Source organism: Amycolatopsis sp. CB00013, from assembly GCF_001905755.1.
In the GTDB taxonomy this organism is placed as follows: Bacteria; Actinomycetota; Actinomycetes; order Mycobacteriales; family Pseudonocardiaceae; genus Amycolatopsis; species Amycolatopsis japonica.
This window is the reverse complement of the sequence record NZ_LIWC01000005.1, coordinates 507546-533740: the sequence shown is the minus strand read 5'-3', so window position 1 is coordinate 533740 and position 26195 is coordinate 507546. Positions and strand designations below refer to the sequence as shown.

Sequence of the window (26195 nt, the reverse complement as noted above, 5' to 3'; positions counted from 1 at the left end):
GGAGCGAGAACTTGAGACGAGTATTTTCGCAACGCCGGCTCCGCAGACGGTCACTGGCCGCGCTCGCGGTCGGCGCCGTCGTCACCTCCGGGCTGCCGCTGGCCATCGCGCCGGTGACCGCCGAAGCCGCGACGAACGTCCCGGTGAACGTCCTGGTCTTCCACGGCGCCGCCGCGGACCAGAAGGACCCCGTCCTGCGTGCCACGGACGCGATCGCGAGCCTGGGCCAGGCGAACGGCATCTCCGTTTCGTCCTCTTCGGACCCCGCGGTGTTCACCGCGGCCAACCTCGCGAAGTACCGCGGCGTCGTTTTCCTTTCCGCGCAGGGCATCACGCTCAACCGTGACCAGGAAACCTCGCTGCAGAACTACATGAAGGCGGGCGGCGGGTTCCTCGGCCTGTCCGACGCCGCACGGGCCCAGGACGGTTCGCAGTGGTTCTCGGGGCTGATCGGTGCCCGTCCGGTGGGCGCGCGTCCCACGCCGGAGGCCGTCGCGTCGGTCACCGCGAGCGCGGAGAACCCGCCCAACGAGACCAAGGAAAAGCTCACCGACAACAACGAGAACACGAAATGGCTGGCCTTCCAGCCGACCGGCTGGGTCGCCTACAAGCTGGCCGCCCCGGTGGCCGTGAGCAGCTACGCGCTCGTCTCGGCGAACGACTACGCCGGGCGTGACCCCAAGAACTGGACCCTGCAGGGCTCCAACGACGGGACCACGTGGATCGATCTGGACACTCGCGCAGGCGAGACATTCCCGGACCGGTTCGTGAGCCGGACGTTCACCTTCGCCAACACCACGGCGTACTCGAACTACCGGCTGAACATCACCGCCAACGGCGGCGAGCCGCTCATCCAGCTGGCCGATTTCAAGCTGTTCAAGGACAACTCGACCACCCCGCCGCCGCCGGAGCCCGACCCGGCGCAGGCCACGGTCGACGTCCTCGACAAGGCGAACCCGGCCACCGCCGGCCTGCCGCAGAAGTGGGTGCGCACCGACCGGTGGCTCAACTGGGAGGTCAACCCGGTCGGCACCGTGCACACGGTCGCGCAGGTCGAGGAATCGACCTACAAGCCGGGTGTCGGCGCGAACGGCGCCTTCCACCCGATCTCGTGGTGCCGTGACTACGACGGCGGACGCTCCTTCTACAGCGGCATGGGCCGGACCGAGGCGAGCTACGGCGAAGCCCAGTTCCGCAGCCACATCCTCGGTGCGCTCAAGTGGACCACCGGCATGGTGCGCGGTGACTGCAAGGCGGGTATCGCGGCCAACTACAAGGTCGAACGCCTGACCGCGGTCAACCAGCCGGGCCAGATGGACCAGATCGGCGAGCCGCACGGGCTCACCATCGCGCCGAACGGCCGGGTCTTCTACATCGGCCGCGCCGCCTGCGCCGGCAACGTCGTGCCCGCGCCGAACGACTGGACCAACCCCGAGATCGGCGCCGGCTGCGGCACGATCCACCAGTGGGACCCGGTCACCAAGAAACCTAAGCTGCTCACCACGCTGAAGGTGATGGGCAACCGCGGCAGCGGCGACGAACTGGTCAAGAACGAGGAAGGCCTCCTCGGTCTCGTGCTGGACCCGAAGTTCAGCGAGAACGGCTTCATGTACGCCTACTGGATGCCGCACTCGTCGGTCGACATCGACAAGCGGATCGGCAAGCGCACGGTCTCGCGGTTCACCTACGACCTGAAGAACCAGACGCTGGACCAGGCGACCCGCAAGGACCTGCTGTCGTGGGACGTCCAGGTCCACAGCTGCTGCCACGCCGGCGGTGGCATGGACTTCGACAAGGACGGGAACCTCTACATCGGTTCCGGTGACAGCAACTCGTCGCAGGGCTCCAACGGGTACTCCGGAAACAACTGGACCCAGGACTACAAGGGCGTCTCGTTCCAGGACGCGCGCCGTACCGCCGGCAACACCAACGACCTCAACGGCAAGATCCTGCGGATCCACCCGGAACCGGACGGTACCTACACCAACCCGGCGGGCAACCTGTTCCCCGAGGCCAACGACCCCGGGAACAAGACCAGGCCCGAGATCTACGTGATGGGCGTGCGGAACATCTCGCGTCTGCAAGTCGACAAGAAGACCAACTGGCTGACCGCCGCCTGGGTCGGCCCGGACGCGACCTCGCCGAGCCCGGAACTCGGCCCGGCCAAGTACGAGACCGCCACGGTCATCACCGAGGCCGGTAACCACGGCTGGCCGTACTGCATGGGCAACAAGCAGCCGTACCGCGACCGCAGCAGCACCGACGCCGCGGTCCTCACCGGCTGGTACGACTGCGACAACCCGGTCAACACCTCGCCGCGCAACACCGGTCTGGTGAACCTGCCGCCGATCAAGAAGAACATGATCTGGTACGCGCCGGACGGTGGCGGGCCGGTGTTCCCCAACCGCCCCAACAGCTCCGTCCCGACGTACAACGCGGCCGAGGCCACCTACACGCAGCCCTACCTCAAGGGCGGCGGCCAGGCGGTCATGACCGGACCGACGTACCACCGCGAACTGGTCAACACCAACAGCGGCGTCGCGTGGCCGTCGTACTGGAACGACAAATGGTTCATCGGTGACCAGAGCAACGGGCAGAACCGGATCGCGGTCACCCTCGACCCGAACGGCGTCGCGAAGCAGGATCCGCCGGTGTTCGCCGAGACCGTGCGGCAGATCATCCCGACCGGCGGTGGCGACAACAAGCTCAACCAGTGGATGGACGCCAAGTTCGGGCCGGACGGCGCGCTGTACGTGCTCGACTACGGCGGCGGCTTCTTCACCCTGACCAACAACCAGAAGCTGCTGAAGATCAGCTACACCGGCGGCGAGGCCACGCCGTCCGCGGCGGCGGCGTCGACCATGGTGCAGAACAAGCCGCTCACCGCGGCCTTCACCGGGTCGAAGTCCGGCGGCGTCTCCTACAAGTGGGAGTTCGGCGACGGCACGATCTCGACCCAGCCCGACCCGCGGCACACCTACCCGCGCACGGGTCTGTACACCGCCAAGCTGACCGTGACCTACGCGGACGGCGAGACGGTGACCACGCGGAACTCGGTCAGCGTCGGCTGTCTCGTGGCGGATTCCAGCGCCACGGTGACCATCGGCGACACGGACACCGGGGTGACCAACCGCAACGCCGGTGGCGGCTGCACGGTCGACGACATGATCGACGACGAGAGCACGTGGACCTCCCACGCCGGTTTCGTCAACCACGTCACCCAGGCCGTGGACCGGCTGGGCGACCTCGGCGTGCTGAACGCGGCCGAGTCGGACAAGATCAACGCCGCGGCCGCCGCGTCGCCCATCGGCAACAAGGGCGTCACCGGCTACGACGCGATCTACGACGGCACGGCCGAATCGTTCCGCAACTGGTCGCAGGCACCGTCCGGGCAGTTCGCCATCCAGCCGGACGGGTCACTGCGACCGTCGGGCGGGCTCGGCATGCTGTGGTACTCGGCACGGCAGTTCGGCAACTTCTCGGTGAAGCTGCAGTTCAAGGACATCGCGCCGACCGGCAGCGCCAACAGCGGTGTGTTCGTCCGGTTCCCGGATCCGCGCACTCCGCTGGAGCAACGTCCGCCGGGCAGCTGTGGCACGGTCGGTTCGGCGAGGACGTCGCAGGCCTGGGTCGCGATCTACTGCGGCCACGAAGTGCAGCTGTACGACGGGGCCACCGGTGAGCCGCAGAAGACCGGGTCGATCTACAACTTCGACCCGCGGCCGCTGGACCAGGCGGGAGTGAAGCCGAAGGGGACCTGGAACGAGTACGAGATCAAGGTCGTCGGGCAGAAGTACACGATCATCCGCAACGGCGTGGTGATCAACGAGTTCGAGAACGCGCCGGGGATCTCTTCGTCGCGGGCGGGCGATCCGTCCACCGACTTCCGGCAGTTCGTCAGCGGGTTCATCGGTCTGCAGAACCACGGTGACAACGACCTGATGGAGTTCCGCAACATCCGGGTGCGGCAGCTGTAGCGCGAAAGCCGGCCGGGCGCGCGGGTTCGCGTGCCCGGCCGGTCTCCCTTTGTACGGAAGGTTTCCCTGCGATGTCCCCAAGAACCCTCGTCGTGGCACTGGTGGCCGCGACGCTCGCACTGGCGGGCCTGGTGTTACCGGGCTCGTCCGCCCCCGCCTCCGCCGCACCCGTCCAGACCCTGGAATGGACCGCGGGCGACAGCACCGACCACTACCTCAGCGCGCCGTCGACCGCGGTGGCCGGTGAGACCACGATCGTCTTCAAGAACACCGAAGAGCTCGGCTCGACGATGTCGCACACGCTGACGTTCGACACCTCGACCCCTGGCTACAACCACGACGTCAACCTCAACATCCTCGCCAACCCCTACGACGACAAGAACGGCGTGCACGAGGCCACGGTCACGCTGACCCCTGGCAAGTACCGGTACTACTGCACGATCCAGGGCCACACCAAGATGATGGGCGAGTTCGTCGTCACCGACGGCGGCGGCGCCGACACCACCCCGCCGACCGTGACGGCGAACGTGACCGGCACCAAGGACACGGCCGGGAACTACGTCGGCTCCGCGACGGTGAATCTGTCCGCTTCGGACAGTCAGTCCGGTGTGGACAAGGTCGAGTACCAGCTCGACGGCGGCGCGTGGACCGCGTACACCGCACCCGTGGCGGTCACCGCGGCCGGTGCGCACATGGTCCACTATCGCGCTACCGACAAGGCCGGAAACGTTTCGCCGGAAGGGATGTCGTCCTTCACCGTCGTCACCGGACAGCCCGGTGACACGACACCGCCGACGGTGACGGCCGAGGTGACGGGCACCAAGGACGGCGCGGGCAACTACCTCGACACCGCCACCGTGAAGCTCACCGCCACCGACGCAGGCTCCGGTGTCGACAAAGTCGAGTACAAAGTGGACGAAGGCGCGTGGACCGCGTACACCGCTCCGGTCGCTGTCACCGCGCCGGGGATGCACATGGTCTCCTACCGCGCCTCGGACAAGGCGGGCAACGTCTCGCCGGAAGGCATGGCGCATTTCACGGTCGTCAGCGGTGACACCACCGCGCCGACCGTGACGTCCGAGGTGACCGGGACCAAGGACACCGCCGGGAACTACGTCGGCAAGGCGACCGTGACCCTCACGGCCACCGACGCCGGCTCGGGTGTCGGCAAGGTCGAGTACAACCTGAACGGCGGCCCGTGGCTCACCTACTCGGCGCCGCTCGCGCTGACCGTCGTCGGCGCGCACACGGTGAAGTACCGCGCCACCGACAAGGCGGGCAACGTCTCGGCCGAAGGCACGGCGACGTTCACCATCGTCGAAGGCGACGACAGCACCGCACCGGTCGTCTCGGTGGTGGTGAGCGGTGATCTGGACGGAAGCTGGTCGTACATCGAGGACGCGACCATCAACCTGACCGCGACGGACGCCGGGTCCGGTGTGGACAAGATCGAGTACCAGCTGGACGGCGGGGCCTGGACGGTCTACACCGCGCCGGTGAAGGTGACCGCGCTCGGCACGCACACGCTGACCTACCGCGCGTCGGACAAGGCGGGCAACGTGTCGGCGGAACAGGGCGGCGCGTTCACCATCGTCGCCGCGCCGCCGGGCCCGGACGCCTGTCCGGACTCCGACCTCCGGGACACCGTGATCCTCGGGACGGCGGACAGCCAGGTCGAGAACCGCGACACCGGCGACGGCTGCACGATCAACGACGTGATCGACGACGAGTCGGACTACTCGTCGAACGACCAGTTCGTGACCTACGTGCGGGCCGTGACCCAGGAACTCCTCGACGGCGAGGTCATCTCGTCCGACGAGCGGAACCTGATCGTCACGGCGGCGATCGAGTCCGGTATCGGCGGCTCGGCCACCGAGCCGGAACCGGAGCCCGGCAAGAAGAAGCCGGAGACGAAGAACCCCGGCATGAAGAAGACCGTGAAGACGCCGATCCGGGACGTCTGAGCGGTACTCGGCCCGGCTCCGCAGGGCTTTGCCGGATGTGGTGAAGGGGCCTTTCCTCGCATACGAAGCGGGGAAAGGCCCCTTCGCTTCGGCCTGGGTGACGGGACACCGAACTCGCGTGATCAGGCACGTCACTCGCGTGCTTGGACACGGAACTCGCGTGTTTGAGCACGGAACACCCGAGTGCGGCGTCCAGACACGTGAGTTCCGTCCCCGATCACGTGAGTCACGTCCTCAAGCACACGAGTCACGGAGTCGGTTACCTTTCTCGCGTCGCGCTCGTCATGTCCATGACGGGTTCGGCGCGAGAAAGGTATCGACATGACCGGTGAGGCGCTGGCCAGCGCGTTCGAGGAGCAGCGCGGGCGTCTGGTGGCCGTGGCCCAGCGGATGCTCGGCTCCCGCACGGACGCCGAGGACGCGGTCCAGGAGGCCTGGCTGCGGCTCGCGCGCCAGGACGCCGACATGATCGACAACCTGTCCGGCTGGTTGACCACCGTCGTCGGCCGCGTCTGCATCGACACCCTGCGCTCCCGCAAGACCCGCCCCGAGGACTCCTACGACGAGCCGCCCGAGCTGCTGGTGCTCGACGATTCGCCGGAAGAGGACGCGCTGCTCGCCGAATCGGTCGGGGTGGCGCTGGTCGTGGTGCTCGACACCCTCGGCCCGGCCGAGCGGCTGGCGTTCGTGCTGCACGATCTGTTCGCCGTCTCGTTCGCCGAGATCGGCGAGATCCTCGGCAAATCCGCGGACGCGGCGAAGATGCTCGCCAGCCGGGCCCGCCGGAAGGTGCGGGGACAGCGTCCGGCCGACGAGCCGCGGCAACGCGCCGTCGTCGACGCGTTCCTCGCGGCCGCGCGCGAAGGGGACTTCGACGGACTGCTGGAGATGCTCGATCCCGACGTGACGTGGCGCTCGCAGAGCCGTCACGGCGAGGTCGTGCGGCTCGGTGCGGCCGAGGTGGCCACCCGGGTCCAGCGCGGAGCACGCGCCGCCGGCATGACCCGTCCCGCGCTGGTCAACGGCAAACCGGGGATCGTGTCGTGGAGCCGGACGGGCAAGCTGCTGGGCGTCATGTCCTGCACCATCGTCGACGGCCGCATCGTCGGAATCGACTCCGTCAGTGATCCACGTCGCCTCGCGGCCATGGGTGTTACCTCTCGGGAGTCCTCCTCGTCGAAGTAAGTGAAAGACCGACGAGAAGGAGAAATCCCATGCAGGCAAGGCTCGAATTCCTCAAGACCGCTCTCGCGCCGAAGCTGGTGAAGCACTTCGTCTCGGCCGCGAAGGTGCTCGACGGCAGCGAACTTCCTTTGGCGACAAGGGAACTGGTGAACATCCGCGCCAGCCAGATCAACGGCTGCTCGGGCTGCCTCGACATGCACACCAAGGACGCGGCACACGCGGGGGAGACCACGACGCGGCTGAACCTGGTCGCCTGCTGGCGCGAGGCCACGGTCTTCACCGAGGCCGAACGCGCCGCGCTGGAACTCACCGAGCAGGGCTGCCGTCTCGCCGACGGCAGCGGTGTCACCGACGAGGCGTGGGAGGCCGCCGCCAAGCACTACGACGAGGACCAGCTCGTGGCGCTGGTGGCCCAGATCGCGCTCATCAACGCCTTCAACCGGTTGAACGTCATCACCCGGCAGCAGCCCGCCGGGGACTACACGCCCGGCCAGTTCGCGGCGCACTGATGGAGACCGCGCTGTGGATCGTCGCCGGTCTGCTGGCCGTGATGTATCTCGTGTCCGGGGTCGGGAAACTGTTCCTGCGCAGGGAAACGATCGCCGGAGTGGCGTCGGGCGCGGGATGGGTGCTGGATTTCGGCCCCGGCACGGTGAAGTTCATCGGGGTGGTCGAGATCCTGGGCGCGGTGGGCCTGGTCGTTCCCGCGCTGCTCGACATCGCGCCGGCGCTGGTGCCGCTGGCGGCCCTCGGACTGGCGCTGGTCATGACGGGCGCGCTGGTCGTGCGGTGGCGTCGCCGCGAGCCCCTGATCGCCCTGCTGGACCTGGGGTACCTCGCGTTGTGCGTCTTCGTCGCCATCGGACGCGCCTGAAGTACGTGAAGGCCCCCTTCACTGCGCTAGACGCAATGAAGGGGGCCTTCACGTACTTTCACCGACTCAGGTGCGCTGCTTCGACCGTCCGAGGAGGCGACGGCGGGCGTGGCCGTTCGTACGTTCCTCGTGCAGTTCCTTCAGCGACAACATCATCGCGTCTTCCTGCTTCATCAGCGGGTCGTTGCGGAGGTCCTTCCAGACCGACACGCACAACCCGACCATCACGAACACGAACGGCACCGCGATCAGGATGGTGAGGTTCTGCAACCCGGTCAGCGCCTTGTCCCCGCCGACCAGCAGCATCACCGCCGCGACGGCGCCCATCAGGACGCCCCAGAAGATGACGACACCCTTCTTCGGGTGCACGCTCCCGCGCTGGGACAAGGTGCCCATCACCACCGAAGCCGCGTCCGCGCCGGAGACGAAGAAGATGGACACCAGGATCATCACCAGGATCGCGATCGGGACGAACCACGGCAGCGTTTCGAGCAGTTCGAACGTCGCCGACTGGGCACTGCCCGCGCCCGCGATGTCCGTACCCGCCCGCTGCCTGCTGATCGCCGCGCCGCCGAAGATCGCGAACCAGATCAGGCTCACGATGCTCGGGATCGCGATGACACCGAAGATGAACTGCCGGATGGTGCGGCCGCGCGAGATCCGCGCGATGAACATGCCGACGAAGGGCGTCCACGAGATCCACCACGCCCAGTAGAAGACCGTCCAGCCGCCGAGCCAGGTCTGCATCTCCTCGCCACCGGTCATCCCGGTACGGCCGGACATCTCCGCCAGTTCGCGGAAGTAGTCGCCGATCGCGCCGGGCACGATGTTGAGGATCAGCACGGTCGGCCCGACCACCAGCACGAACACCGCGAGCACCGCGGCGAGCACCATGTTGATGTTGGACAGCCACTGGATTCCCTTGGCCACCCCGGACACCGCCGAAGCGATGAACGCGATGGTGAGGATCGCGATGATCGCGACCAGGAGTCCCTTGCCGGGATCGTCGATCCAGCCGACGGCGCCCATACCGCCACCCACCTGGAGCGCGCCGAGACCGAGCGAAGCGGCCGAACCGAACAGGGTCGCGAAGATCGCCATGATGTCGATCGCCTTGCCCAGCGGGCCTTCGGTGCGCCGCTTGCCGATCAGCGGCGCGAACACCGAACTGATCAGCTGGCTGCGGCCCTTCCGGAAGGTGCTGTACGCGATCGCGAGGCCGACGACGGCGTAGATCGCCCACGGGTGCACGGTCCAGTGGAACAACGTCGTCGCCATCGCGGTGTGGACGGCTTCGTCGGAGTTCGGGGCCGCGGTGCCCGGGGGCGGGCTCGCGAGGTGGGAGACCGGTTCGTACACACCGAAGAACATCAGGCCGATGCCCATGCCGGCGCTGAACATCATCGCGATCCACGACGACGTCCGGAATTCGGGGAGTTCCTTGTCCCCGCCCAGCGGGATCCGGCCGTAGCGGCTTATGGCCAGACAGACCGCGAAGAGCACGAAACCGCTCGCTGTCAGCACAAAGGCCCAGCCGCCGTAAGGGATCACGGCGTCGTTGAGGAGGGTCGACGCGACACTCGCGAGGCTCTCGGGGGACAGGACACCCCAGATGATGATGGCGAGCGCGAGGGCCGCCGCCACACCGAAAACGGTCCGGTCGGTTTCGGCGGGTCGTTCGGCGGCGAGGTCGAGCGGGACGTGCTCATCGGGCGGGTGCCCCGGACCTGTCGTGTCCGGCGCGTGGGCGAGGTCCGACGCGGTCTCCGCGACGACCTCTTCTTCCGCTTGTTTACCGTCCTGCGAACTCATGTTCAGACACGCGCCGATGACGGCGCGATCTCCTTCCGCCCGAGTTAACCCGTTTGCACCACTGCACCCTAACCAGAAAACTGGTAACCGGCAGAAAATGCGGGCGAAGAGGTTTAAACCGGTGATTGTGGGCCTGACCTCGGCGGATGCGAGCGTCGCCGACGATCTCGGCGGGGAACGTGTCGCTCGTGACACCGGGTGGTCAGGAGATCGGGCCGAGTTTTTCGCAGAGAGCCCTGCTGAACTGGGGTTCCTTGGCGAGGATTTCCTCGCATCCCTCGGTTTTGACGCTCGTCACCGCCTGCCATCGATCGGGTACCCAGCGGTAGAGCACGCGCAGCGACGGGCTTTGGGGGAAGTTCGTGCGGTCTACGACGAGCCACTTCTGGTCGCAGGCGCGCGTGTGGATGTCGATGGCTTCGCCGCGGGTCTGTTCGACCCGGACGTCGGCGCAGTGATCGGCGGGAGGGTCGCAGCCCAGCTCGCCGCAGTGACCCCAGGTCTCGTCCGGCAGTTTGTTCCAGGGAGCGTCCCCCGAGTTGAGCACCAGCGTCCGGTTCGCGATCGGGGCCGCGGTGGTGAGCTTGATCTCCGATGGCACCGTCGCCCGGCAATCGGCGGCCCCGGGGGTGATGACGACGTTCGCGTAGATGATGTCGTTCTCTTCTGTCAGGCCTTCGATCCGGGGTTCACGGCCGCAGTCCGGGAGCCGCACCTGGAGTAGGAGGCTGCGGTCGTCCGGCCCCGGGCGGACGCCCGTGGTCACGACGGTCAATGTGGCCTCAGGCGGCACCGTCTCGACGGAGGGAGGCGGTGCCTGGAGCTTCGGCGCGGAAGTCGTCGGCGCCGGAGCGGTGTCCGCGTAAGGAATGTCGGCCGCCAACACGGCGGCGAAGAGTGCTCCGCCGCCGAGCAGTACGGCCGCGCTCCATCGGAACGTACGAACGAAACGCTGCCCATCGGCCATCAAACCCCCCACGGTTCGAAGGGATTTTAAGCCGTGGCGCCTCCTTTCCAGAAGGGCCGGCCGAGCGGGTCGCCGCCGGCGGTGTCCGGACGGCCCTGCCGCGAGTGGTTGCGCTCCAGCAGGTAGGTGACGAGGGCGATCAGGGCGAGGGTGACGATGATTGCGGTCATGGCAGTAAGTTTGCGCCACTGCACATCCTGCCAAAAGTGGCAGTTCTGTCGTTGTGCGACAAAATCCTGCCAGCTATGCTTCGGGCATGCTGAAGAGCGTCGCCGTGGTGCTGCTGGACGACTTCGCCGCGTTCGAGTTCGGTGTCGTCTGCGAGGTGTTCGGTTACGACCGCACCGATGACGGACTGCCGCTGCTCGACTTCCGCGTGTGCGGGGAGCGGGCCGGAGAGCCGCTGAGCCTCGGTCACGGCGTCAAGGTCACCCCGGAACACGGTCTCGAAGCGACGGAAGACGCGGACCTGGTAGTCGTCCCCGCCTGCGACGTGCGCGACGAATACCCGCCCGCGGTGCTCGAAGCGCTCCGTGCGGTTTCGGCGCGAGGCGCCACACTGCTTTCGGTGTGCACCGGCGCGTTCGTGCTGGGTGCCGCGGGGCTGCTCGACGGGCGGCGGTGCACGAACCACTGGCGGCACAGCGAGCGGTTCCGGAAGCGTTTTCCCGAGGCGCGGCTGGACCCGGACGTCCTCTTCGTCGACGACGGCGACATCATCACCAGCGCCGGAACGGCCGCCGGCATCGACGCGTGCCTGCATCTGGTCCGGCGCGAACTCGGCTCCGCCGCGGCCACCGTGATCGCCCGGCGCATGGTGGTGCCGCCGCAACGGGAAGGCGGGCAACGCCAGTTCGTCGAGTTGCCGATCCCGGAGTGCACCGGGGACAGTCTTCAGCCGGTGCTCACCTGGATGCTCGACACCATCGACCACGAACATCCCGTCGCCGATCTGGCCCGCCGGGCCCGGATGTCCGAACGCACCTTCGCCCGCAAGTTCGTCGCGGAGACGGGCACCACACCGCACCGATGGCTTTCGACACAACGGGTTCTGCACGCGAGGTCGCTGCTCGAGGAGACGACGATGAGCATCGACGAGGTCGCGCGCCGCTGCGGCTTCGGCTCAGGAGCCTTGCTGCGTCACCATTTCCACAAGGTCGTCGGCGTTTCCCCGCAGGACTACCGACGAACCTTCGCACCGCAGCGCGTTTGACGCCCGGCCTCAGTCCTTCGATGGCTTGTTGAACAGGCCGAGGGATTGCGCGACCGCCGCGCCACCGGCCAGGAAGGCGAGCGGCAGCGTCTTGGCCCAGAACGCGCCGACGTCGAGCGAGATGAGCAAGGCGAGCAGCCCGGCCGCCAAGGCGGCCAAGACGAGCATTCCCAGGGCGAGGCGGGGTTTCGAGACCATGTGTCCTCCAGGAAACGGGTTCGGAAGAGCAAGCTTCGCGACGGTTCCGAGGGAGGAAGAGGTCATTTTTGCCCCGTGCGGGAGTTTCAGAGTGAACCCCAGGCGCGGGCGCGTTCCAGCAGCCGGTCGCGAATGAGGGTCACGACCGGCCGCACCGTCCCGGAGCGGTGCGCGAGATAGATGGTGTTCAGCGGCGGCACTTCCGGGGTGTGCACGATCGAGACCGAGCCCGCTTCGAGCGCGGCCGCGGCGATGTAGCGCGGCAGCACACTCGCCCCGGCTCCCGTGACGACGACGGCGAGGATCGCGCGGAGATCGGGCACGACCATCGCGACGCGGTTCGGCGGCCGCCGCCCGAATTCGCTGCGCCAGTAGCGGCGGATGATCGGCAGATCGCCGGCGTAGGCGATCAGCGGCAGGTGGGCCAGCGCCGGCACCGGGTCGGCGGCGAGCAGCGCGGGGTCGACGCTCCGGGCGAGCGCGGGGGCGGCGACGAGCACGAACTCCTCGTCGATCAACGGAATCGCGGTGATGCCGCGTTGCCGTGGCCGGACCGGCGATAGGACGAGGTCCAGGCGCGCGGCTTCGAGGGCGGACAGGAGTTCGTCGGCGAGCCCGAGGGTGACGGTGAGCCGCAGCCCGCGTTCGGTCAGCGGGGCGAGCGCGGGCAGGAACCGCGTCGCCATGCCGTCGCTCGCGCCGCCGATCGCCACTTGTTCGCGGTACTGGACCTCGTCGTCGCCCGCCGTCAGCGCGCCCCGCAGTTCGTCGATCCGGGTGCCGATCCTGGCGGCGAGTTCGGCCGCGCGGGCGGTCGGCGCCGCACCGAGCCGTGACCGGACGAAGAGCTGCTCGCCGAGTTCCTCCTCGAGCTTGAGCAGCTGCCCGGTGACGGCGGGCTGGGTCAGGCCGAGCTCCGCGGCGGCTGCGGAGAGCGAGCCGAGGCGGTAGATCGACAGGAAGGTCGCCAGCCGGTCCAAGTTGGGCATGCAAGCCGCCTTCCATAAGAAATCTTATGGATGCTAGCCGCCGTCTCGGAGTACTCGCAGCACGGACCCCGTTGAAGCGGGCAGTGGGCACAACGCCCCCGGACAACGAAAGGAACAGTCATGGCGCGGATCCTCATGATCGTCTCGGCCGCGGACCACGTGCGGCTCACGGACGGCGTCGACCACCCGACCGGCTTCTGGGCCGAAGAGGTCGCCGAGTCACACCGGGTGCTCGCCGCGGCGGGCCACCGGGTGGAGATCGCGACGCCGTCCGGGCTCCGGCCGACCGTCGACCCGATCAGCCTCGACGAACGGGGCGGCGTCGACGCGGCCACGGGCGCGAAATTCGCCGAGTACCTCGAGAAGCTCGACCTTTCGGCGCCGCTCAAGCTCTCCGACGTCTCGGCCGGCACCTACGACGCCTTCTACCTGCCCGGCGGACACGGCCCGATGACCGACCTGGTGGACGACGCCGACCTCGGTGCCCTGCTGAACGACGCCGACGCGCAGGGCAAGACCATCGCCGCGCTCTGCCACGGACTCGCCGCCTTGCTCAGCGCACGTCGCGAGGACGGCTCGTTCACCTTCGCGGGCCGCTCGATGACGTCGTTCAGCGACGAGGAGGAACGGCAGGGTGGACTGGGCGAGAAGACTCCCTTCTTCGTCGAGGCGCGGCTCCGGGAACAGGGCGCGATCGTCACTCCGGCGGCCGCCTGGTCGAGCGAGGTCGTCGTGGACGGAAACCTTGTCACCGGCCAGAATCCGCAGTCCAGTGTCGCGACCGCGGAACACGTGGTGGCGCGGCTGAAGACGGCGTGAGCTTGCACCGCGGACGGATCCGGACATACGATCAGGGCAGTCGTACAGGACGAACGCCCTAGGAGATGACGGTGGCAGGATCCCCGGCCGCGGCGCGTGGCAAGCTCGTTCGGCAACGGTTGCTCGAAGCGGCCGTCGCGCTCGTGCCCGAACTCGGCTGGTCCGCGGTCAGCACCCGGATCCTGGCCGAACGCGCGGGTGTCACGCCGAGCGTCGTGCACTACCACTTCCCGTCGCTGCAGGCCTTGATGATCGAGGGCGTGCTCGGCGCGATGCGCGAGGTCGCGGTCGCTTTCGAGCCGGCGCTGGAATCCGTCGAGACACCGGCCGATGCGGTGGACGCGCTGCTGGCGTCGGTCGGCGAATACTCCGGCACCGACCCGATGTCGTTGCTGTTCGCCGAGGCCTATCTCGCCGCGACCCGCGATGACACCTTGCGTCAAGGCATCCGCGAGCTGCTCGCCGGCCTGCGCACCAGGTTCGGCGGGTGGCTGGCGGAGCGGGGAGTGGCCGACGCCGACGACACGGCGGCGGCACTCCTCGCCGCGGTCGACGGGCTTCTGCTGCATCGGGCGCTCGGACCGGAGTCCGGCCGGATCGTCTCTCCGGCCGTCCTGCGCAGGCTGGTCGGCTGAACGAAAGGGAGGGACCCCATGAAGGTGGCGATCTGCGGGGCCGGGATCACCGGTCTGGCGCTGGCGCACCGGCTCGCGGCGCTCGACGTCGAAGTCGTGGTGCTGGAACGGGCGGCGGGGCCGCGGCAACAGGGTTACATGATCGACTTCTTCGGCCCCGGCTTCGACGCCGTCGAGGAAATGGGGCTGCTGCCCCAGGTCGAGGAAGCGGCGTATCGGGTGGACGAGGCGAGCCTGCTGGACGAGCACGGTCGCCGCCGGGCGGCGATCGACTACGTCCAGTTCGCCAAATCGGTGCGGGGACGGCTCTGCAGCATCATGCGGCCGGATCTGGAACGAGTACTGCGTACCGGTCTTCCGTCCACAGTGGACGTCAGGTTCGGTGCCGGGGTCACCGGCGTCGAGGACCTCGGCGACCGCGTGCGGGTCACCCTGGTGGACGGCGAGACCCTCGAAGCCGATCTGCTGGTCGGGGCCGACGGGATCCATTCGACCGTGCGGAGGCTGGTCTTCGGTGAAGAGAGCCGGTTCTTGCGTCATCTCGGTTTTCATACGGCGGCCTTCGTTTTCGAGGACGAGGAGATTCGCGCACAGGTGGGCGAGCGCTTCTGTCTGACCGACACAGTCGGGATGCAGATGGGTTTCTACGGTCTCCGCGACGGCAAACTCGCTGCGTTCGCCGTGCACCGCACGACGGATCCGGCCCTGCCGGACGACACGCGGGCGGCGCTGCGCGCGACCTACGGTTCGCTCGGCTGGGCGGTGCCGAAAGCGCTCGACCTGTGCCCGCCTCCGGGCGAGGTGTACTACGACCAGGTCGCGCAGATCGAGATGTCTTCCTGGAGCCGCGGGCGGGTCGTGCTCGTCGGCGATTCCTGTTATGCCGTCTCCCTTCTCGCCGGGCAGGGCGCTTCACTGGGGATTGCGGGCGCGTTCGTTCTGGCCGAGCAACTCACCCGGGCGCCCTCGATCGAGACCGCGCTCGCGGAGTACGAGCGTCTGGTCCGCCCGGTGGTGACCGAGAAGCAACAGGTCGCCCGCCGGGGCGCGCGATGGTTCCTGCCCGCCAACCGGTTCCTGCTCCTGGCGCGCCGGGCGTTCCTTCACGTGGCCCGGCTCCCGGGACTCGAACGACCGCTCGCGGCCGCCGTCACGGGAAAGTCGACGGCGCTCGTGACGAATCTGAAGCGTGGGGCCGAGATCCGGAGCCGGTGACTTTCGGAGGCTGAGGTCGGTTGCGGAAGCTGGGCTGAAGGGGGCCTTCGCTGCGTCTGATGCGGTGATGGGCCCCTTCGCGTCTTGCTGGTGGCCGCGATCACCAAGTGGGACGCGCGGACACACCTCCGTCCACCGTCAGGTTGTGCCCGGTGATCCACGACGCGAGCGGCGAAGCGAGAAAAAGGCACGCGTTCGCGACGTCGCCAGGAGTGCCGAGCCTGCCCAAGGGTGCGGCCTGTCGCCAGCGGTGGACGCCCTCCGGCCAGGCGTCGTCGAGGCCGGGGCGGTCGATGAGGCCGGGGGAGACGGCGTTGACGCGCAGCCCTCGCGGACCGTATTCGAGCGCGGCGGCGCGGGCGTGCATCACCAGGGCGGCCTTCGCGCTGCTGTAGTGCGCGTGTCCCGGCGCGGGCTGGGCCGCTTCGATCGAGGCGATGTGGATCACGCTGCCGCCGTTCATCACTTCGGCCGCGGCTTGGGTGCACGAGAACGCGCTGGTGACGTTCGCGTCGAGGACGGCGCGCCAGCTCTCCGCCGACATCTCCGGCAGAGGTTCGATCGGCTGCACGCCGGCGTTGTTGACCAGGGTGTCCAGCCGCCCGGTCCAGGCCGCGGCGGCGGACACCAGCCGCCGGCATTCGCCGTCGTCGGTGACGTCGGCGGCGAACGTCTTCGCGGTGCCGCCCGCCTCCTGGATCCGTTCGACGACGGCGAGCGCCGAGGACTCGTCACGGTGATAGTGCACGGCGACGGCGCTGCCCGCCTCGGCGAAACGCAGCGCGATGCCGCGACCGATCCCGCCGCTGGCCCCGGTGACGAGCGTGGTGGTACCGGTCAGGTCGAGCATCGAGGTCCTTTCAGGCGAGACGGCGGCGGATCCACCAGAAACAGAATCCCGCGAGACCGAGGGCGAGCGCCAGGTACAGCGCGCTCTCGATCCATTGGAACGGCCAGAATCGCGTGGGCGGGTGGTAGATCACGTGCTGTCGATAGCCGAGCCGGTTGATTTCGGCCAGGCACAGATCCATCGGGTCCGCTCCGGTACCGCGGTCGCCGGGTGGCGCCGAGGGCGAACACGGGCCGCCCGACGTCGGCATGGTGACGTTCTCGACAGGTTTGCCGGAAGCGTCGACGGTTTCGCCCGCCAGCAGCCAGCCGCCGGGATCCGGTGCCTTGGCTTCGAAATGCAGCACCCCGGTGTTCGGATTCCGGCCGATTCCATCCACGGTGGACGGAGAGAGTTCGAGCGTCGCGTCGATCGAGGGCAGCAGATGGGGCCGGACGACGATCGGCACGGCGACCTGGATCACCGCGAACGCGGCCAGCGTGACGGCCATCGCGGGCAGGCTGCGGCGCACCAGCATGCCGATGGTGACGCCGAGCGCGAAGGCGAACGCGGAGTACGCGATGGGGACGACACCGCGCGCGTCGAACACCATCGCCGAAAGCCGTGGGAAATCCTTCACAGCGGCCGTTTCGAAGGTGGTCGCCCACCAGGTCACCGCCAGGCTGCCCACGCCGCCGGCGAGCATCGCGGCCACACCGGTGATCCCGAATTTCACCGCCAGCCACCGTGTCCTGGTGACGCTCTGGTTCCAGATCAACCGATGCGTCCCGGCTTCGAGTTCACGGGTGAACAGCGGCGCGCCCCAGAAGAGTCCGATGAGCGCGGGCAGCAGGAGCACGAGCGCGGTGACGGCCAGGAAGGTGTTCTGGTGGTCGTTGAGGAAGCGCTCGACGAAGTCGTCGCAGGCGGCGGTGTCGCCCGCGCAGGTCGCGATCCCGGTGGCGTATTCGCCGGAGATTGCGGGCCCGGTGACGGCCAGGACGAGCGCGAGTACCGCCAGCGCCCCGAACACGGCCGCGGCCGGGAGCCGGAATTGACGCCAGGTCAGCCAGATCATCTCCGGACCTCCAGGATCCGCCGGTGGTTCGCGGTGGTTTTGGTCAGGTAGGCCAGTACGAGGTCTTCGAGGCTCAGCTTGCTCACCGTCCACACCGGATCGTGGATCGGTTCCTCGGTGCGGACGACGAAGGTGCTTTGGACGTCCGTATGGCTTTCCGAGACGACGTGCTGGCTCGACGGGAGCCTGGCGGCGTCGCGGCGCGGGCCGGTGAGGCGGTGGTGGGTGGCGAGCAGGGTCTCGACCTCGCCGGACACCTGCACACGGGAGTCGATGAGCACGATCAGGAAGTCGCAGGCGCGTTCCAGATCCGAGACCAGATGGGACGACAGCACCACGTTCAGTTCCTGCTCGACGGTGGCTTCGAGCAGCCCCTGCAGGAATTCGCGGCGCGCCAAGGGATCGAGCGCGGCGACGGGTTCGTCGAGGAGCAACAGTTCCGGCCGTTTCGCCACGCCGAGGGTGAGGGCGAGCTGGGCGCGTTGACCGCCGGAGAGTTTTCCGGCCTTGCGCGCGGGATCGAGACCGAGCCGGGCGATGCGGTCCCTGGCCAGCGCGTCGTCCCAGCCGGGGTTCAGCCGCGCACCGAGCCGCAGGTGGTCCGCGACGGAAAGCCCGGCGTAGGTCGGGGTGTCCTGCGCGACGAAGCCGACCTTGGCGAGCTGGGCCGGGCTGGCGCCGGGACGCCCGCCCAGCACGGTGATCCGGCCGGTGGTCGGTGGCAGCTGACCGGCGGCCATGTTCAGCAGCGTGGTCTTGCCCGCCCCGTTGGGACCGACCAGTCCGACCACGTGCCCGGCCGGGATGTCCAGCGTGCACTCGGAAAGCGCCCAGTTCTTGCCGTATCTCTTGCCGAGACCCTCGGTTCGCAGGACGGCGGTCATGCTATTTCCTCTCCGGCGACGGTCCGAAAGGTCGTCATGAACAGCGCCTCGATGCTCTCGTCGTCGAGCCCGGCCTTGCGGGCCTTCGCCAGCCATCGCTGCAGATCCATCCGCAGGGGGCCGTGCGCGGCGAGGGATCCGTCGGTGAGCGTCGCGGTCACGAAGGTGCCGACGCCCGGCCTCGCGGCGACGAGGCCTTCGTGTTCGAGCTCGCGATACGCCTTGAGCACGGTGTTGGGATTGATCGCCAGCCGGGCCACCACTTCCTTGACCGTCGGCAGCTGGTCGCCCTCGGCGAGCAGGCCCAGCCGCAGCGCCTGCCGCACCTGGCGGACGAGCTGCAGATACGGCGACAGGCCGGAGTGGTCCTCGAGGTGGAACTCGATCATGGTTACTCCATTTATCTAGTTACCTAGTACTATAGAGACATGAAGGAGCGCGGTGTCAAGATGGAAGGATCGCTAGACGCGCTTCCGTAGCGCGAGCACGCCGGCGACGGTGAGGAAGATCAGGCCCGCGAGGACGTAGCAGTTCCCCAGCCACTGCTGGGTGGTCGTCCATGTCTGGCCCGGCCGGTCGAAGGCAGGGAAGTACCGGAACGGGGCCGCGACGAAGATCGTGGCGATCACGCCGGTGACGGCTAGCCAGGCTGCCGCCCTGCGGCGATCCTGACGCCTGAGCACGGCGAAGGCGATGGTGGTGAACAGCGCCGGGGCGATCCACACCCAGTGATGCGACCACGACGTCGGCGAGATGAGCAGGGCGAACGTCGCGTTCAGCAGCAGCGCCTGCACCGGTGCCGAGCGGTACATGGTCACCGTCACCAGCACCAGCAGCACACCGGTGAGGACGATCCAGAGCGGCTTCGCGGCGGACTCGACGCCGAAGCGCGCCAGCACCGCTTGCAGGGTCTGGTTGGTGTGGAACGAAGTGCCGCTGATGCCGGACGCCCCGGCGAGCCCGCCGAACCAGTAGCGCGCGGACGCCTCCGGTGCGACCGCGAACGCGACGGCCGAGGCGGCCACGAACGTGCCCACCGCGGTCAGCGCGCCACGGAAGTCCTTGCGTACCAGGAAGAACAGCAGGAACGCCATCGGCGTCAGCTTGACGGCCGCGGCGAGACCGACCCCGATGCCGCGGTAACGACCCCGTGCCAGCAGGCAGTCGGCCGCGACGAGACCCATCAGCAACAGGTTGATCTGGCCGAAACCGAGTGTCTGGCGGACCGGTTCGAGGAAGAGCGCCGGGGTGATCGCCAGCGACGCGACGAGCAACGCCTTCCGTCGGTCCCGGGACGGCCACAGCGTGCGGACGATCCCGTAGAAGGTGATGCCCAGCGCGGCCAGGCTGAGCGCGAACAGCAAGAGCACCGCGCCCGTCCACGGGACCAGCGCCAGCGGGGTGAGCACCAACGCGGCGAACGGCGGGTAGATGAACAGCAGGGGGATGCCGGCGTCGGAAAGCGGCAACGCGCCGTAGAGATCGCCGCCGCTCCACAGCGTGTCGACGCCGAAACGGTAGATCTCGAGGTCGCTGTGCGAAGTGCCCGCCGTCGCCATGGCGACGACGCACGCCAGCGCCAAAGCGGCGAACGCGCCGAGCGACCACCGGGCCCGACCGCGCGACTTGGTGGGAGACATCGCGTGGTGACCCTTCGGACGTGCGTCGATGATCCGACTGTACCCGGCGGGGGAGAAGCGACTTCCGTCGGCAGTCACGGCGCGAACATTGGTCTAGACTTTTCATTCCCCAGTGTGGTGAAAGGGACCGATCCATGCGCGGAACGACGGTGTTGCCGAGGACGCCTTGCCTGAAACCGAAGGCGGGGGAATTGCCATTGCATCGGCTGGAGGTCCGTGCGCCAGACGCCCTGCCGTTCACGGTCGGCACCTTCGACACGATCGGGCCGATGTCGCGGGCGGCGTTCCCGCATCGGCACACCTTCTACGAAATCGTCCATGTCACCGGCGGCACCGGCGACCACGTCATCGATTTCACCCGCTGGGAATTGGGGCCGCCGCAACTCGCGGTCATAACACCGGGGCAGGTGCATCATTGGGATGCCCGTGATCTCACCGGATTCGTCGTGTTGTTCACCGACGATTTCCTGCTCGAACATCCGTCGGATCGCGAAACCCTGCGAAGGCTCAGCCAGCAGCCGTGGCGGCTCGACGAACGCGCGGCCGAGGAGACGGCGCGGCTGGTCGCCGAACTCGATGAGGAATTCCGTTGTGGCGGGCAGGGTACCGATTCGGTGCTGCGGGCGCTGATGCACGTGCTGATCGTGCGGGCGGGACGGCTTCCCGGCCTGGCGGATCCGCGTCCGCCCGCCAGAGCGCAGGCGGTGGGCACGGAATTCGCGCGGTTGCTCGGCAGACCCGACCTCGGGCTCTGGTCGGTCGGCGCGCTCGCGGAACGTATCGGGGTCACGCCGGGATATCTCACCGACGCGGTGAAAACGGCGACCGGCCGGACGGCGGCACAACTGATGCGCGAGGCGCGGACACGGGAGGCGAAACGGTTCCTGCTCGGCACGGATCTCACCGTGCGGCAGGTCGCCAGCCGGGTCGGTTTCGCGGATCCCGCGTATTTCTGCCGGTTCTTCCGGCGGGAAACGGGGTTGAGCCCCGGTGATTACCGCCGGACCGGAGACGCGCCCCCGGAGATTCACCACGACTGACCACCCCAGTCCATCGTCCGCAGCTGATCTTCTCCATACCGTCGAGGGTGATTCCCGAAGCCCCCACGAGGAGCAGGTATGGACGAAGAGAACAAGCTCAGCCGGAAGACCGTGCTGAAGGCCGCGATCGCCGCGGGTGTGGCGGCTCCGGTCGCGTTGATCGGCGGCCCCGCTCTCGCGCGCACCACCGTCGCGAGCGGCCAGGCACCCGAGCTGACCCCGTACTGCGACGACGGGGACGACCCGACCATCCCGCAGACCGAAGGTCCTTATTTCAAGCCGAATTCCCCGCAGCGCACCTCGCTCGTCACGGCGGGCACGCCGGGAACGCGGCTCACCGTGTCCGGCTACGTGTTCGGGCTCGGCTGCCTGCCGATCGCGCGGGCGCTGCTGGACTTCTGGCAGGCGGACGTCAACGGCGCCTACGACAACGTGGGGTACACCTTCCGCGGTCACCAGTTCACGAACGACCAGGGCGCGTTCTCGCTGAGCACCATCGTGCCCGGCCTGTACCCCGGTCGTACGCGGCACATCCACGTCAAGGTCCAGGCCCCCGGCAGGCCGGTGCTGACCACGCAGCTCTACTTCCCCAACGAGCCGCGCAACAACACCGACACGATCTTCGATCCGCGGCTGCTGATGACCGTCCGGGACGCGGGCACGGCCAAGGAGGCGGCGTTCGACTTCGTGTTGAACGTGCCGCAGACGCCGACGTCGACCTCGCGGCCGACCAGTACGACGCCGACGACGTCGACTTCGACCTCCAACCCGCCCGGCGGGACGACCTGGGCGGCGGGAACCGGCTATTCCGCGGGCGCCCGGGTCACCTACAGCGGTCGCGGTTATGTGTGCTTGCAGGCGCACACCGCCCAGCCCGGCTGGGAGCCGCCGTCCACACCCGCGTTGTGGCGCGCGGAGTGACGGACAGCCGCTGCGGAGGGAGATAAACGCGGGTGGATTCCCGCCGCCGGGTCCCACACCCCGGCGGCGGGGTCCACCCGCTTCCCTTGGGGTGAGGAAAACCCCACCCCAAGTAGGAGCTTTGCTTCAATGCGCCCCCACCGTTCCGTCGACGATGATCGATTTCGACAGCGGAACGAAGGGGTGAACGGTATGACGAACGGCCGGAAACGGTGGGCTAGACGGGGAGTGGTGGCCGCCGCCGTGGTGGTGACGGGGGCGATGCTCGCTCCCCTGGCGAGTCCGGCTCTCGCGGCGGAGACGACCACGACCTGGCGGGATCCGGTGCGGTCGCTGGACCGGGCGGCGTATCCGCTGCGCTCGACCGAACCGGGCCGTAACACTGCCGATCTCCGGGCGCTGGGCGGGATGATCGCCGACGCGAAGGTGGTCGGCCTCGGCGAGGCGACCCATGGCTCCCACGAGTTCTTCACCATGAAGGAGCGGGTGTTCCGCTACCTCGTGGAGGAAAAGGGGTTCCGGGCCTTCGCGCTGGAGCTCAGCTGGTCCGCCGGCCTGGAGATCGACGAGTACGTCCAGACCGGGCGCGGCGACGCCCGTGAGATCGCGAAGCGCACGCTGGCCGGATCCCCGTGGGATCGCGAGGAGTTCGTCAGCCTGATCCGGTGGATGCGCGATCACAACCGCGCGCATCCCGATCGCACGGTGCACTTCGTCGGTGACGACCTCGGCGCGCCTTCGGTGAACGACGCGTTCTTCGCGCGGATCACCGACTACATCGGCAGGCATCATCCGGAGGCGCTGCCCCGGCTCAACGAGCTGTACACGGGACTGCGCCCGATCGACGACGCGTTCGCCTACGTGCGCAAACCCGTCGACGAGCGACGACGGCTCGCCACGCAGGCGGAGCAGGCCTTCGAGCTGGTCAAGGGTCTGACCGGCGCGGACGCCTACGGCTGGACCGAGCAGCATGCCCGGTTCGTCGCGCAGACCGCCCGCTTCCTCGCCGTGGACCTCGCGGATCCGAAGGGGCTGCCCGCGGCCCAGATCCTGCGTGACCAGGCGATGGCGCAGAACGTGGCCTGGTGGCAGCGGCGGACCGGCCACAAGATCCTGCTTTCCGCGCACAACGCCCACGTCGCGTACATCCCCGACATGCCGTCGATCTACCCGAAGACCCAAGGCGCCTTCCTGCGCGAGACGCTGGGCCGCGGCTATCTGCCGATCGGGTTCAGCTTCGACCGGGGTTCCTTCCTGTCCAAGGACACCGCGGTAGGCGGCGAGTGGAAGCCGTTCTCCGTCCCGGCCGCGCCGTCCGGGACGAACGAGGACACCCTCGACCGGGTCCGGTTCGACGACTTCTACCTGGACCTGCGCACCGCGCCGCCCGCCGCCCGCGCCTGGCTGGACACCGCCCGGCCCACCCGCACCATCGGCACGCTGTTCCCCGTCGACCCGGCGGACATCTCGCTCGGGCGCTCCTACGACGTCGTCATCCACCTGCACGACGTCCGTCAGGCCGATCTGAGAAGGTAGTGACGTCGCGCCCGTTTAGGGGTTTTTAACCCGGTTTGCCTGGCGTGCCGCGACGGATCTCGGTAGTAGTCGAAGTGTTCCGGTACCCCCTGTTCCGGTACCCCCTGTTCCAGTACCCAGCGGAGGAAATCCCTGATGTTCAAACGGATGCTCAGCGCCTTCGGGGTCGGCGGCCCGTCCGTCGACACCGTGCTCGACTCGCCGCACGCCGTTCCCGGCGAGGTGATCACCGGCCAGGTCCGCATCCAGGGCGGTTCGAGCGACGCCCAGATCGAGGAGATCCTGCTTTCGCTGGTCACCAGGGTCGAGGTCGAGCACGGCGACCACGAGCGGGCCGGGACCGCGGAGTTCCTGCGGGTCAGCGCGGGCCGCAAGGTACGGGTGACGGCGGGGCAGCTGACGACCGTCCCGTTCCAGATCGCCTTGCCGTGGGAGACGCCGATCAGCGCGGTGGGCGGGCGTGAGCTGCCGGGCATGGTCGTCGGCGTGCGCACCGAACTCGTCATCGCCGGTGCGCCGGACAAGGGCGACCTCGACCCGGTGCTCGTCGGGCCGCTGGAATCGCAGGACCGGGTGCTGGAGGCGTTCGGCGAGCTGGGCTTCTCCTTCCGCAGCGCCGACGTGGAGGCCGGGCGTTTGCACGGTGTCCGGCAGGAGCTCGGGTTCTTCCAGGAGATCGAGTTCTTCCCGCCGTCGCGCTACGCCGGCCGGGTCAGCCAGGTGGAGCTGACCTTCGTCGCGAGCCCGGACGACCTCGTGGTGGTGCTGGAGGCGGACAAGCGCGGCGGCATGTTCCGCTCCGGCGGCGACTCCTTCGGCCGCTTCCACGTCTCGCACGAGGAGGCGCTGCGCACCGACTGGGCCGCCGCCATCGACGGCTGGCTGGCCAAGGTCGCCGAATCCGGCGGCGGGCACGCCATGTTCGGCGGGCACCAGGAGCACTACGGCCACGACTACGACCACCACGGTCATCACGGTCACCACGGCAGGCGTGGTCCGGGGATGGGCGGTGTGGTCGCCGGTGCCGCGGCCGGTGTGGTCGGCGGCATGATCCTCGGCGAGGTCATGGAGGACGTCTTCGACGGCGGCGACGAGGGTTTCGAGGAGTGATCCGGCTTTCTGGGCACACCGGCTCCGGTGTGCCCAGAAGTCACTTCGCCAGGACTCAGGTGTACCAGGTGGGCTCAGGAAGTTCGTTCAGCAAGGCGTAAGCACCGACTTCACGGCGTTTGTACGCCACCGGATCGTGCAGGGAGTGCGTCCGCAGATTCCGCCAGAACCGGTCCAGACCGTATTTCGTGGCGCTCGCGCGGGCGCCGGTCAGCTCGAAGATCTTCGTGCCGATTTCGAGGCCGGTATCGATCACGCGCTGTTTGGCGGCGGCGATGAGGACCGCGACCTCGCCGCGTGCCTCGGGGGTCAGTTCCTCGCGCGGAGCGTGCAGTACGGCGGAGATCGCGGTCCCGGCCTTGTCCACCAGCGCCTCGGCCGCCCACAGCTTCGACTGGAGATCCCCGTAGCCGTCGAGGATGTACCACTCCTCGCCGGCGGATGGCTTGTTGTCGCCGCCGTACGGCCACGCCCGGGTGTGCTCGCGCGTGTACGCCAGCGCGGTTTCGAGCGCGCCTTGCGCGATGCCGAGATAGAAGTTGGCGAACACCAGCTGGATCGCCGGGACGTTGAGCGTGTTGTAGGTCAGCGGGTGGAACTTCTTGTCGACGTAACCCGCCGCGCTCGCCCACGGGACGCGCACGTCGGTGATGGTCACGCTGCCCGATTCGGTGAGCCGCTGGCCGATGTTGTCCCAGTCGTCGTGGAAGACGATTCCGTCCTGTCCGGACGGGACGATTGCGAAGATGTGGTCTTCGGTGCCTTCGAGAACGCCCTCCAGCACGGTCAGATCCGAGACCTTGCTTCCGGTGGAGAACGACTTGTGTCCGTGGTAGACGATTTCGTCGCCGTCCTCGGTGATCTTCAGATCGGAATCGCGGGGGTTGACCGCGCCGCCGAAGAAGAAATCGTTTCGCGTATACAGTTCTTCGACGGCGGCGATCTGGTCGTCGGTCGCCACGAGGCGCGCGGCCCAGGACCAGAGATAGTGGTAGCCGAGCAGTTGGCCGATCGAGCCGTCACCGCGGGCGACCTCGCGGATGACGCGATAGGCGGTCTCCCAGCTCTGGCCGCCTCCGCCGTGCTCGACCGGGCCGAGCAGCGTCACCAGGCCGGATTCCTTGAGCAGCAGGACTTCCGCGTAGGGCGTTTCGTTCTTCCGGTCGCGCTCGGCCGCGTTCACCGCGAGTTCCGCGGCGACCTCCTTCGCGGCCGACAGCCATTCATGGGCGGATCGGATCCGGGGCTCGGTCGTGGTCATGGGGTGAATTCCGTTCTGTGCGAGGGCGAACGGGAATTCCGGGCAGGG

General features: G+C 68.3%; 24 protein-coding genes. 13 read left to right on the top strand and 11 right to left on the bottom strand.

What is annotated here, in order from left to right:
• Positions 1-11 precede the first annotated feature (11 nt).
• The 5 genes from AMK34_RS32515 to AMK34_RS32495 all read left to right on the top strand — a co-directional run bounded on the left by AMK34_RS32515 (position 12) and on the right by AMK34_RS32495 (position 8000).
• On the top strand, positions 12-3977 hold the full coding sequence (locus tag AMK34_RS32515) for a ThuA domain-containing protein (protein WP_073847899.1): 3966 nt from the start codon (positions 12-14) through the stop codon (positions 3975-3977).
• Positions 3978-4048: 71 nt separating this feature from the next.
• Positions 4049-5941 (top strand): OmpL47-type beta-barrel domain-containing protein, encoded by a 1893-nt coding sequence (locus AMK34_RS32510; protein ID WP_073847898.1) that lies wholly within the window; start codon positions 4049-4051, stop codon positions 5939-5941.
• Positions 5942-6262: 321 nt separating this feature from the next.
• Entirely contained in the window at positions 6263-7126 is an 864-nt protein-coding gene (locus tag AMK34_RS32505; RefSeq protein WP_073847897.1) for a sigma-70 family RNA polymerase sigma factor, read from the top strand.
• Positions 7127-7155: 29 nt separating this feature from the next.
• Entirely contained in the window at positions 7156-7635 is a 480-nt protein-coding gene (locus AMK34_RS32500) for a carboxymuconolactone decarboxylase family protein (protein WP_073847896.1), read from the top strand.
• Positions 7635-8000, top strand: a complete 366-nt coding sequence (locus AMK34_RS32495) for a DoxX family protein (protein ID WP_073847895.1) — start codon at positions 7635-7637, stop codon at positions 7998-8000. The genes AMK34_RS32500 and AMK34_RS32495 overlap by 1 nt, the downstream gene beginning before the upstream one ends.
• A 66-nt stretch (positions 8001-8066) precedes the next feature.
• On the opposite strand, the gene AMK34_RS32490 is transcribed toward AMK34_RS32495, so the two are convergent.
• From AMK34_RS32490 to AMK34_RS43305, 3 genes are all read right to left on the bottom strand, one after another.
• Positions 8067-9812 (bottom strand): BCCT family transporter, encoded by a 1746-nt coding sequence (locus tag AMK34_RS32490; RefSeq protein WP_037346253.1) that lies wholly within the window; start codon positions 9810-9812, stop codon positions 8067-8069.
• 202 nt (positions 9813-10014) lie between these two features.
• Entirely contained in the window at positions 10015-10779 is a 765-nt protein-coding gene (locus AMK34_RS32485; protein ID WP_073847894.1) for a hypothetical protein, read from the bottom strand.
• Positions 10780-10805: 26 nt separating this feature from the next.
• Entirely contained in the window at positions 10806-10949 is a 144-nt protein-coding gene (locus AMK34_RS43305; protein WP_198941792.1) for a hypothetical protein, read from the bottom strand.
• Positions 10950-11035: 86 nt separating this feature from the next.
• Between AMK34_RS43305 and AMK34_RS32480 the strand changes: the two genes are divergently transcribed.
• Entirely contained in the window at positions 11036-11992 is a 957-nt protein-coding gene (locus AMK34_RS32480) for a GlxA family transcriptional regulator (RefSeq protein ID WP_038518433.1), read from the top strand.
• 9 nt (positions 11993-12001) lie between these two features.
• On the opposite strand, the gene AMK34_RS32475 is transcribed toward AMK34_RS32480, so the two are convergent.
• Both AMK34_RS32475 and AMK34_RS32470 read right to left on the bottom strand, forming a co-directional pair.
• Positions 12002-12190: a hypothetical protein gene (locus AMK34_RS32475; protein WP_038518431.1), complete on the bottom strand. Its 189-nt coding sequence runs from the start codon at positions 12188-12190 to the stop codon at positions 12002-12004.
• An 86-nt stretch (positions 12191-12276) separates the two neighbouring features.
• Positions 12277-13179, bottom strand: a complete 903-nt coding sequence (locus AMK34_RS32470) for a LysR family transcriptional regulator (protein ID WP_073847893.1) — start codon at positions 13177-13179, stop codon at positions 12277-12279.
• Positions 13180-13299: 120 nt separating this feature from the next.
• Between AMK34_RS32470 and AMK34_RS32465 the strand changes: the two genes are divergently transcribed.
• The 3 genes from AMK34_RS32465 (at position 13300) to AMK34_RS32455 (ending at position 15848) form a co-directional block, all read left to right on the top strand.
• Entirely contained in the window at positions 13300-13998 is a 699-nt protein-coding gene (locus AMK34_RS32465; RefSeq protein WP_073847892.1) for a type 1 glutamine amidotransferase domain-containing protein, read from the top strand.
• A 65-nt stretch (positions 13999-14063) separates the two neighbouring features.
• The gene (locus tag AMK34_RS32460; RefSeq protein ID WP_051972666.1) at positions 14064-14633 is read left to right on the top strand and encodes a TetR/AcrR family transcriptional regulator; all 570 of its coding nucleotides are present in this window, start codon (positions 14064-14066) and stop codon (positions 14631-14633) included.
• Between the two features lie 18 nt (positions 14634-14651).
• Positions 14652-15848, top strand: a complete 1197-nt coding sequence (locus tag AMK34_RS32455; protein ID WP_073847891.1) for an FAD-dependent monooxygenase — start codon at positions 14652-14654, stop codon at positions 15846-15848.
• Between the two features lie 100 nt (positions 15849-15948).
• On the opposite strand, the gene AMK34_RS32450 is transcribed toward AMK34_RS32455, so the two are convergent.
• The 5 genes from AMK34_RS32450 to AMK34_RS32430 all read right to left on the bottom strand — a co-directional run bounded on the left by AMK34_RS32450 (position 15949) and on the right by AMK34_RS32430 (position 20279).
• The gene (locus tag AMK34_RS32450; RefSeq protein ID WP_073847890.1) at positions 15949-16698 is read right to left on the bottom strand and encodes an SDR family NAD(P)-dependent oxidoreductase; all 750 of its coding nucleotides are present in this window, start codon (positions 16696-16698) and stop codon (positions 15949-15951) included.
• Between the two features lie 10 nt (positions 16699-16708).
• Positions 16709-17755, bottom strand: coding sequence for an ABC transporter permease subunit (locus tag AMK34_RS32445; protein ID WP_073847889.1), 1047 nt, complete (start codon positions 17753-17755; stop codon positions 16709-16711).
• On the bottom strand, positions 17752-18639 hold the full coding sequence (locus AMK34_RS32440) for an ABC transporter ATP-binding protein (RefSeq protein WP_073847888.1): 888 nt from the start codon (positions 18637-18639) through the stop codon (positions 17752-17754). Before AMK34_RS32440 ends, AMK34_RS32445 begins: the two co-directional genes overlap by 4 nt.
• A complete protein-coding gene (locus AMK34_RS32435; RefSeq protein ID WP_037346270.1) occupies positions 18636-19028 on the bottom strand; it encodes a GntR family transcriptional regulator in 393 nt (130 codons plus the stop codon). The genes AMK34_RS32440 and AMK34_RS32435 overlap by 4 nt, the downstream gene beginning before the upstream one ends.
• 72 nt (positions 19029-19100) lie before the next feature.
• Positions 19101-20279 carry a glycosyltransferase 87 family protein gene (locus AMK34_RS32430; protein WP_073847887.1) on the bottom strand — a complete coding sequence of 393 codons (1179 nt, stop codon included), beginning with the start codon at positions 20277-20279 and terminating at the stop codon, positions 19101-19103.
• Between the two features lie 134 nt (positions 20280-20413).
• Between AMK34_RS32430 and AMK34_RS32425 the strand changes: the two genes are divergently transcribed.
• From AMK34_RS32425 to AMK34_RS32410, 4 genes are all read left to right on the top strand, one after another.
• Complete coding sequence (locus tag AMK34_RS32425; protein WP_037346272.1) at positions 20414-21319, top strand: AraC family transcriptional regulator; 906 nt, start codon at positions 20414-20416, stop codon at positions 21317-21319.
• A 78-nt stretch (positions 21320-21397) separates the two neighbouring features.
• Positions 21398-22240 (top strand): dioxygenase family protein, encoded by an 843-nt coding sequence (locus tag AMK34_RS32420; protein ID WP_037346274.1) that lies wholly within the window; start codon positions 21398-21400, stop codon positions 22238-22240.
• Positions 22241-22432: 192 nt separating this feature from the next.
• Positions 22433-23776 (top strand): erythromycin esterase family protein, encoded by a 1344-nt coding sequence (locus tag AMK34_RS32415; protein WP_073847886.1) that lies wholly within the window; start codon positions 22433-22435, stop codon positions 23774-23776.
• Positions 23777-23911: 135 nt separating this feature from the next.
• Positions 23912-24886, top strand: coding sequence for a sporulation protein (locus tag AMK34_RS32410; RefSeq protein ID WP_038518411.1), 975 nt, complete (start codon positions 23912-23914; stop codon positions 24884-24886).
• Positions 24887-24941: 55 nt separating this feature from the next.
• On the opposite strand, the gene AMK34_RS32405 is transcribed toward AMK34_RS32410, so the two are convergent.
• Entirely contained in the window at positions 24942-26147 is a 1206-nt protein-coding gene (locus AMK34_RS32405) for an acyl-CoA dehydrogenase family protein (RefSeq protein WP_073847885.1), read from the bottom strand.
• Between the last annotated feature and the right edge of the window lie 48 nt (positions 26148-26195).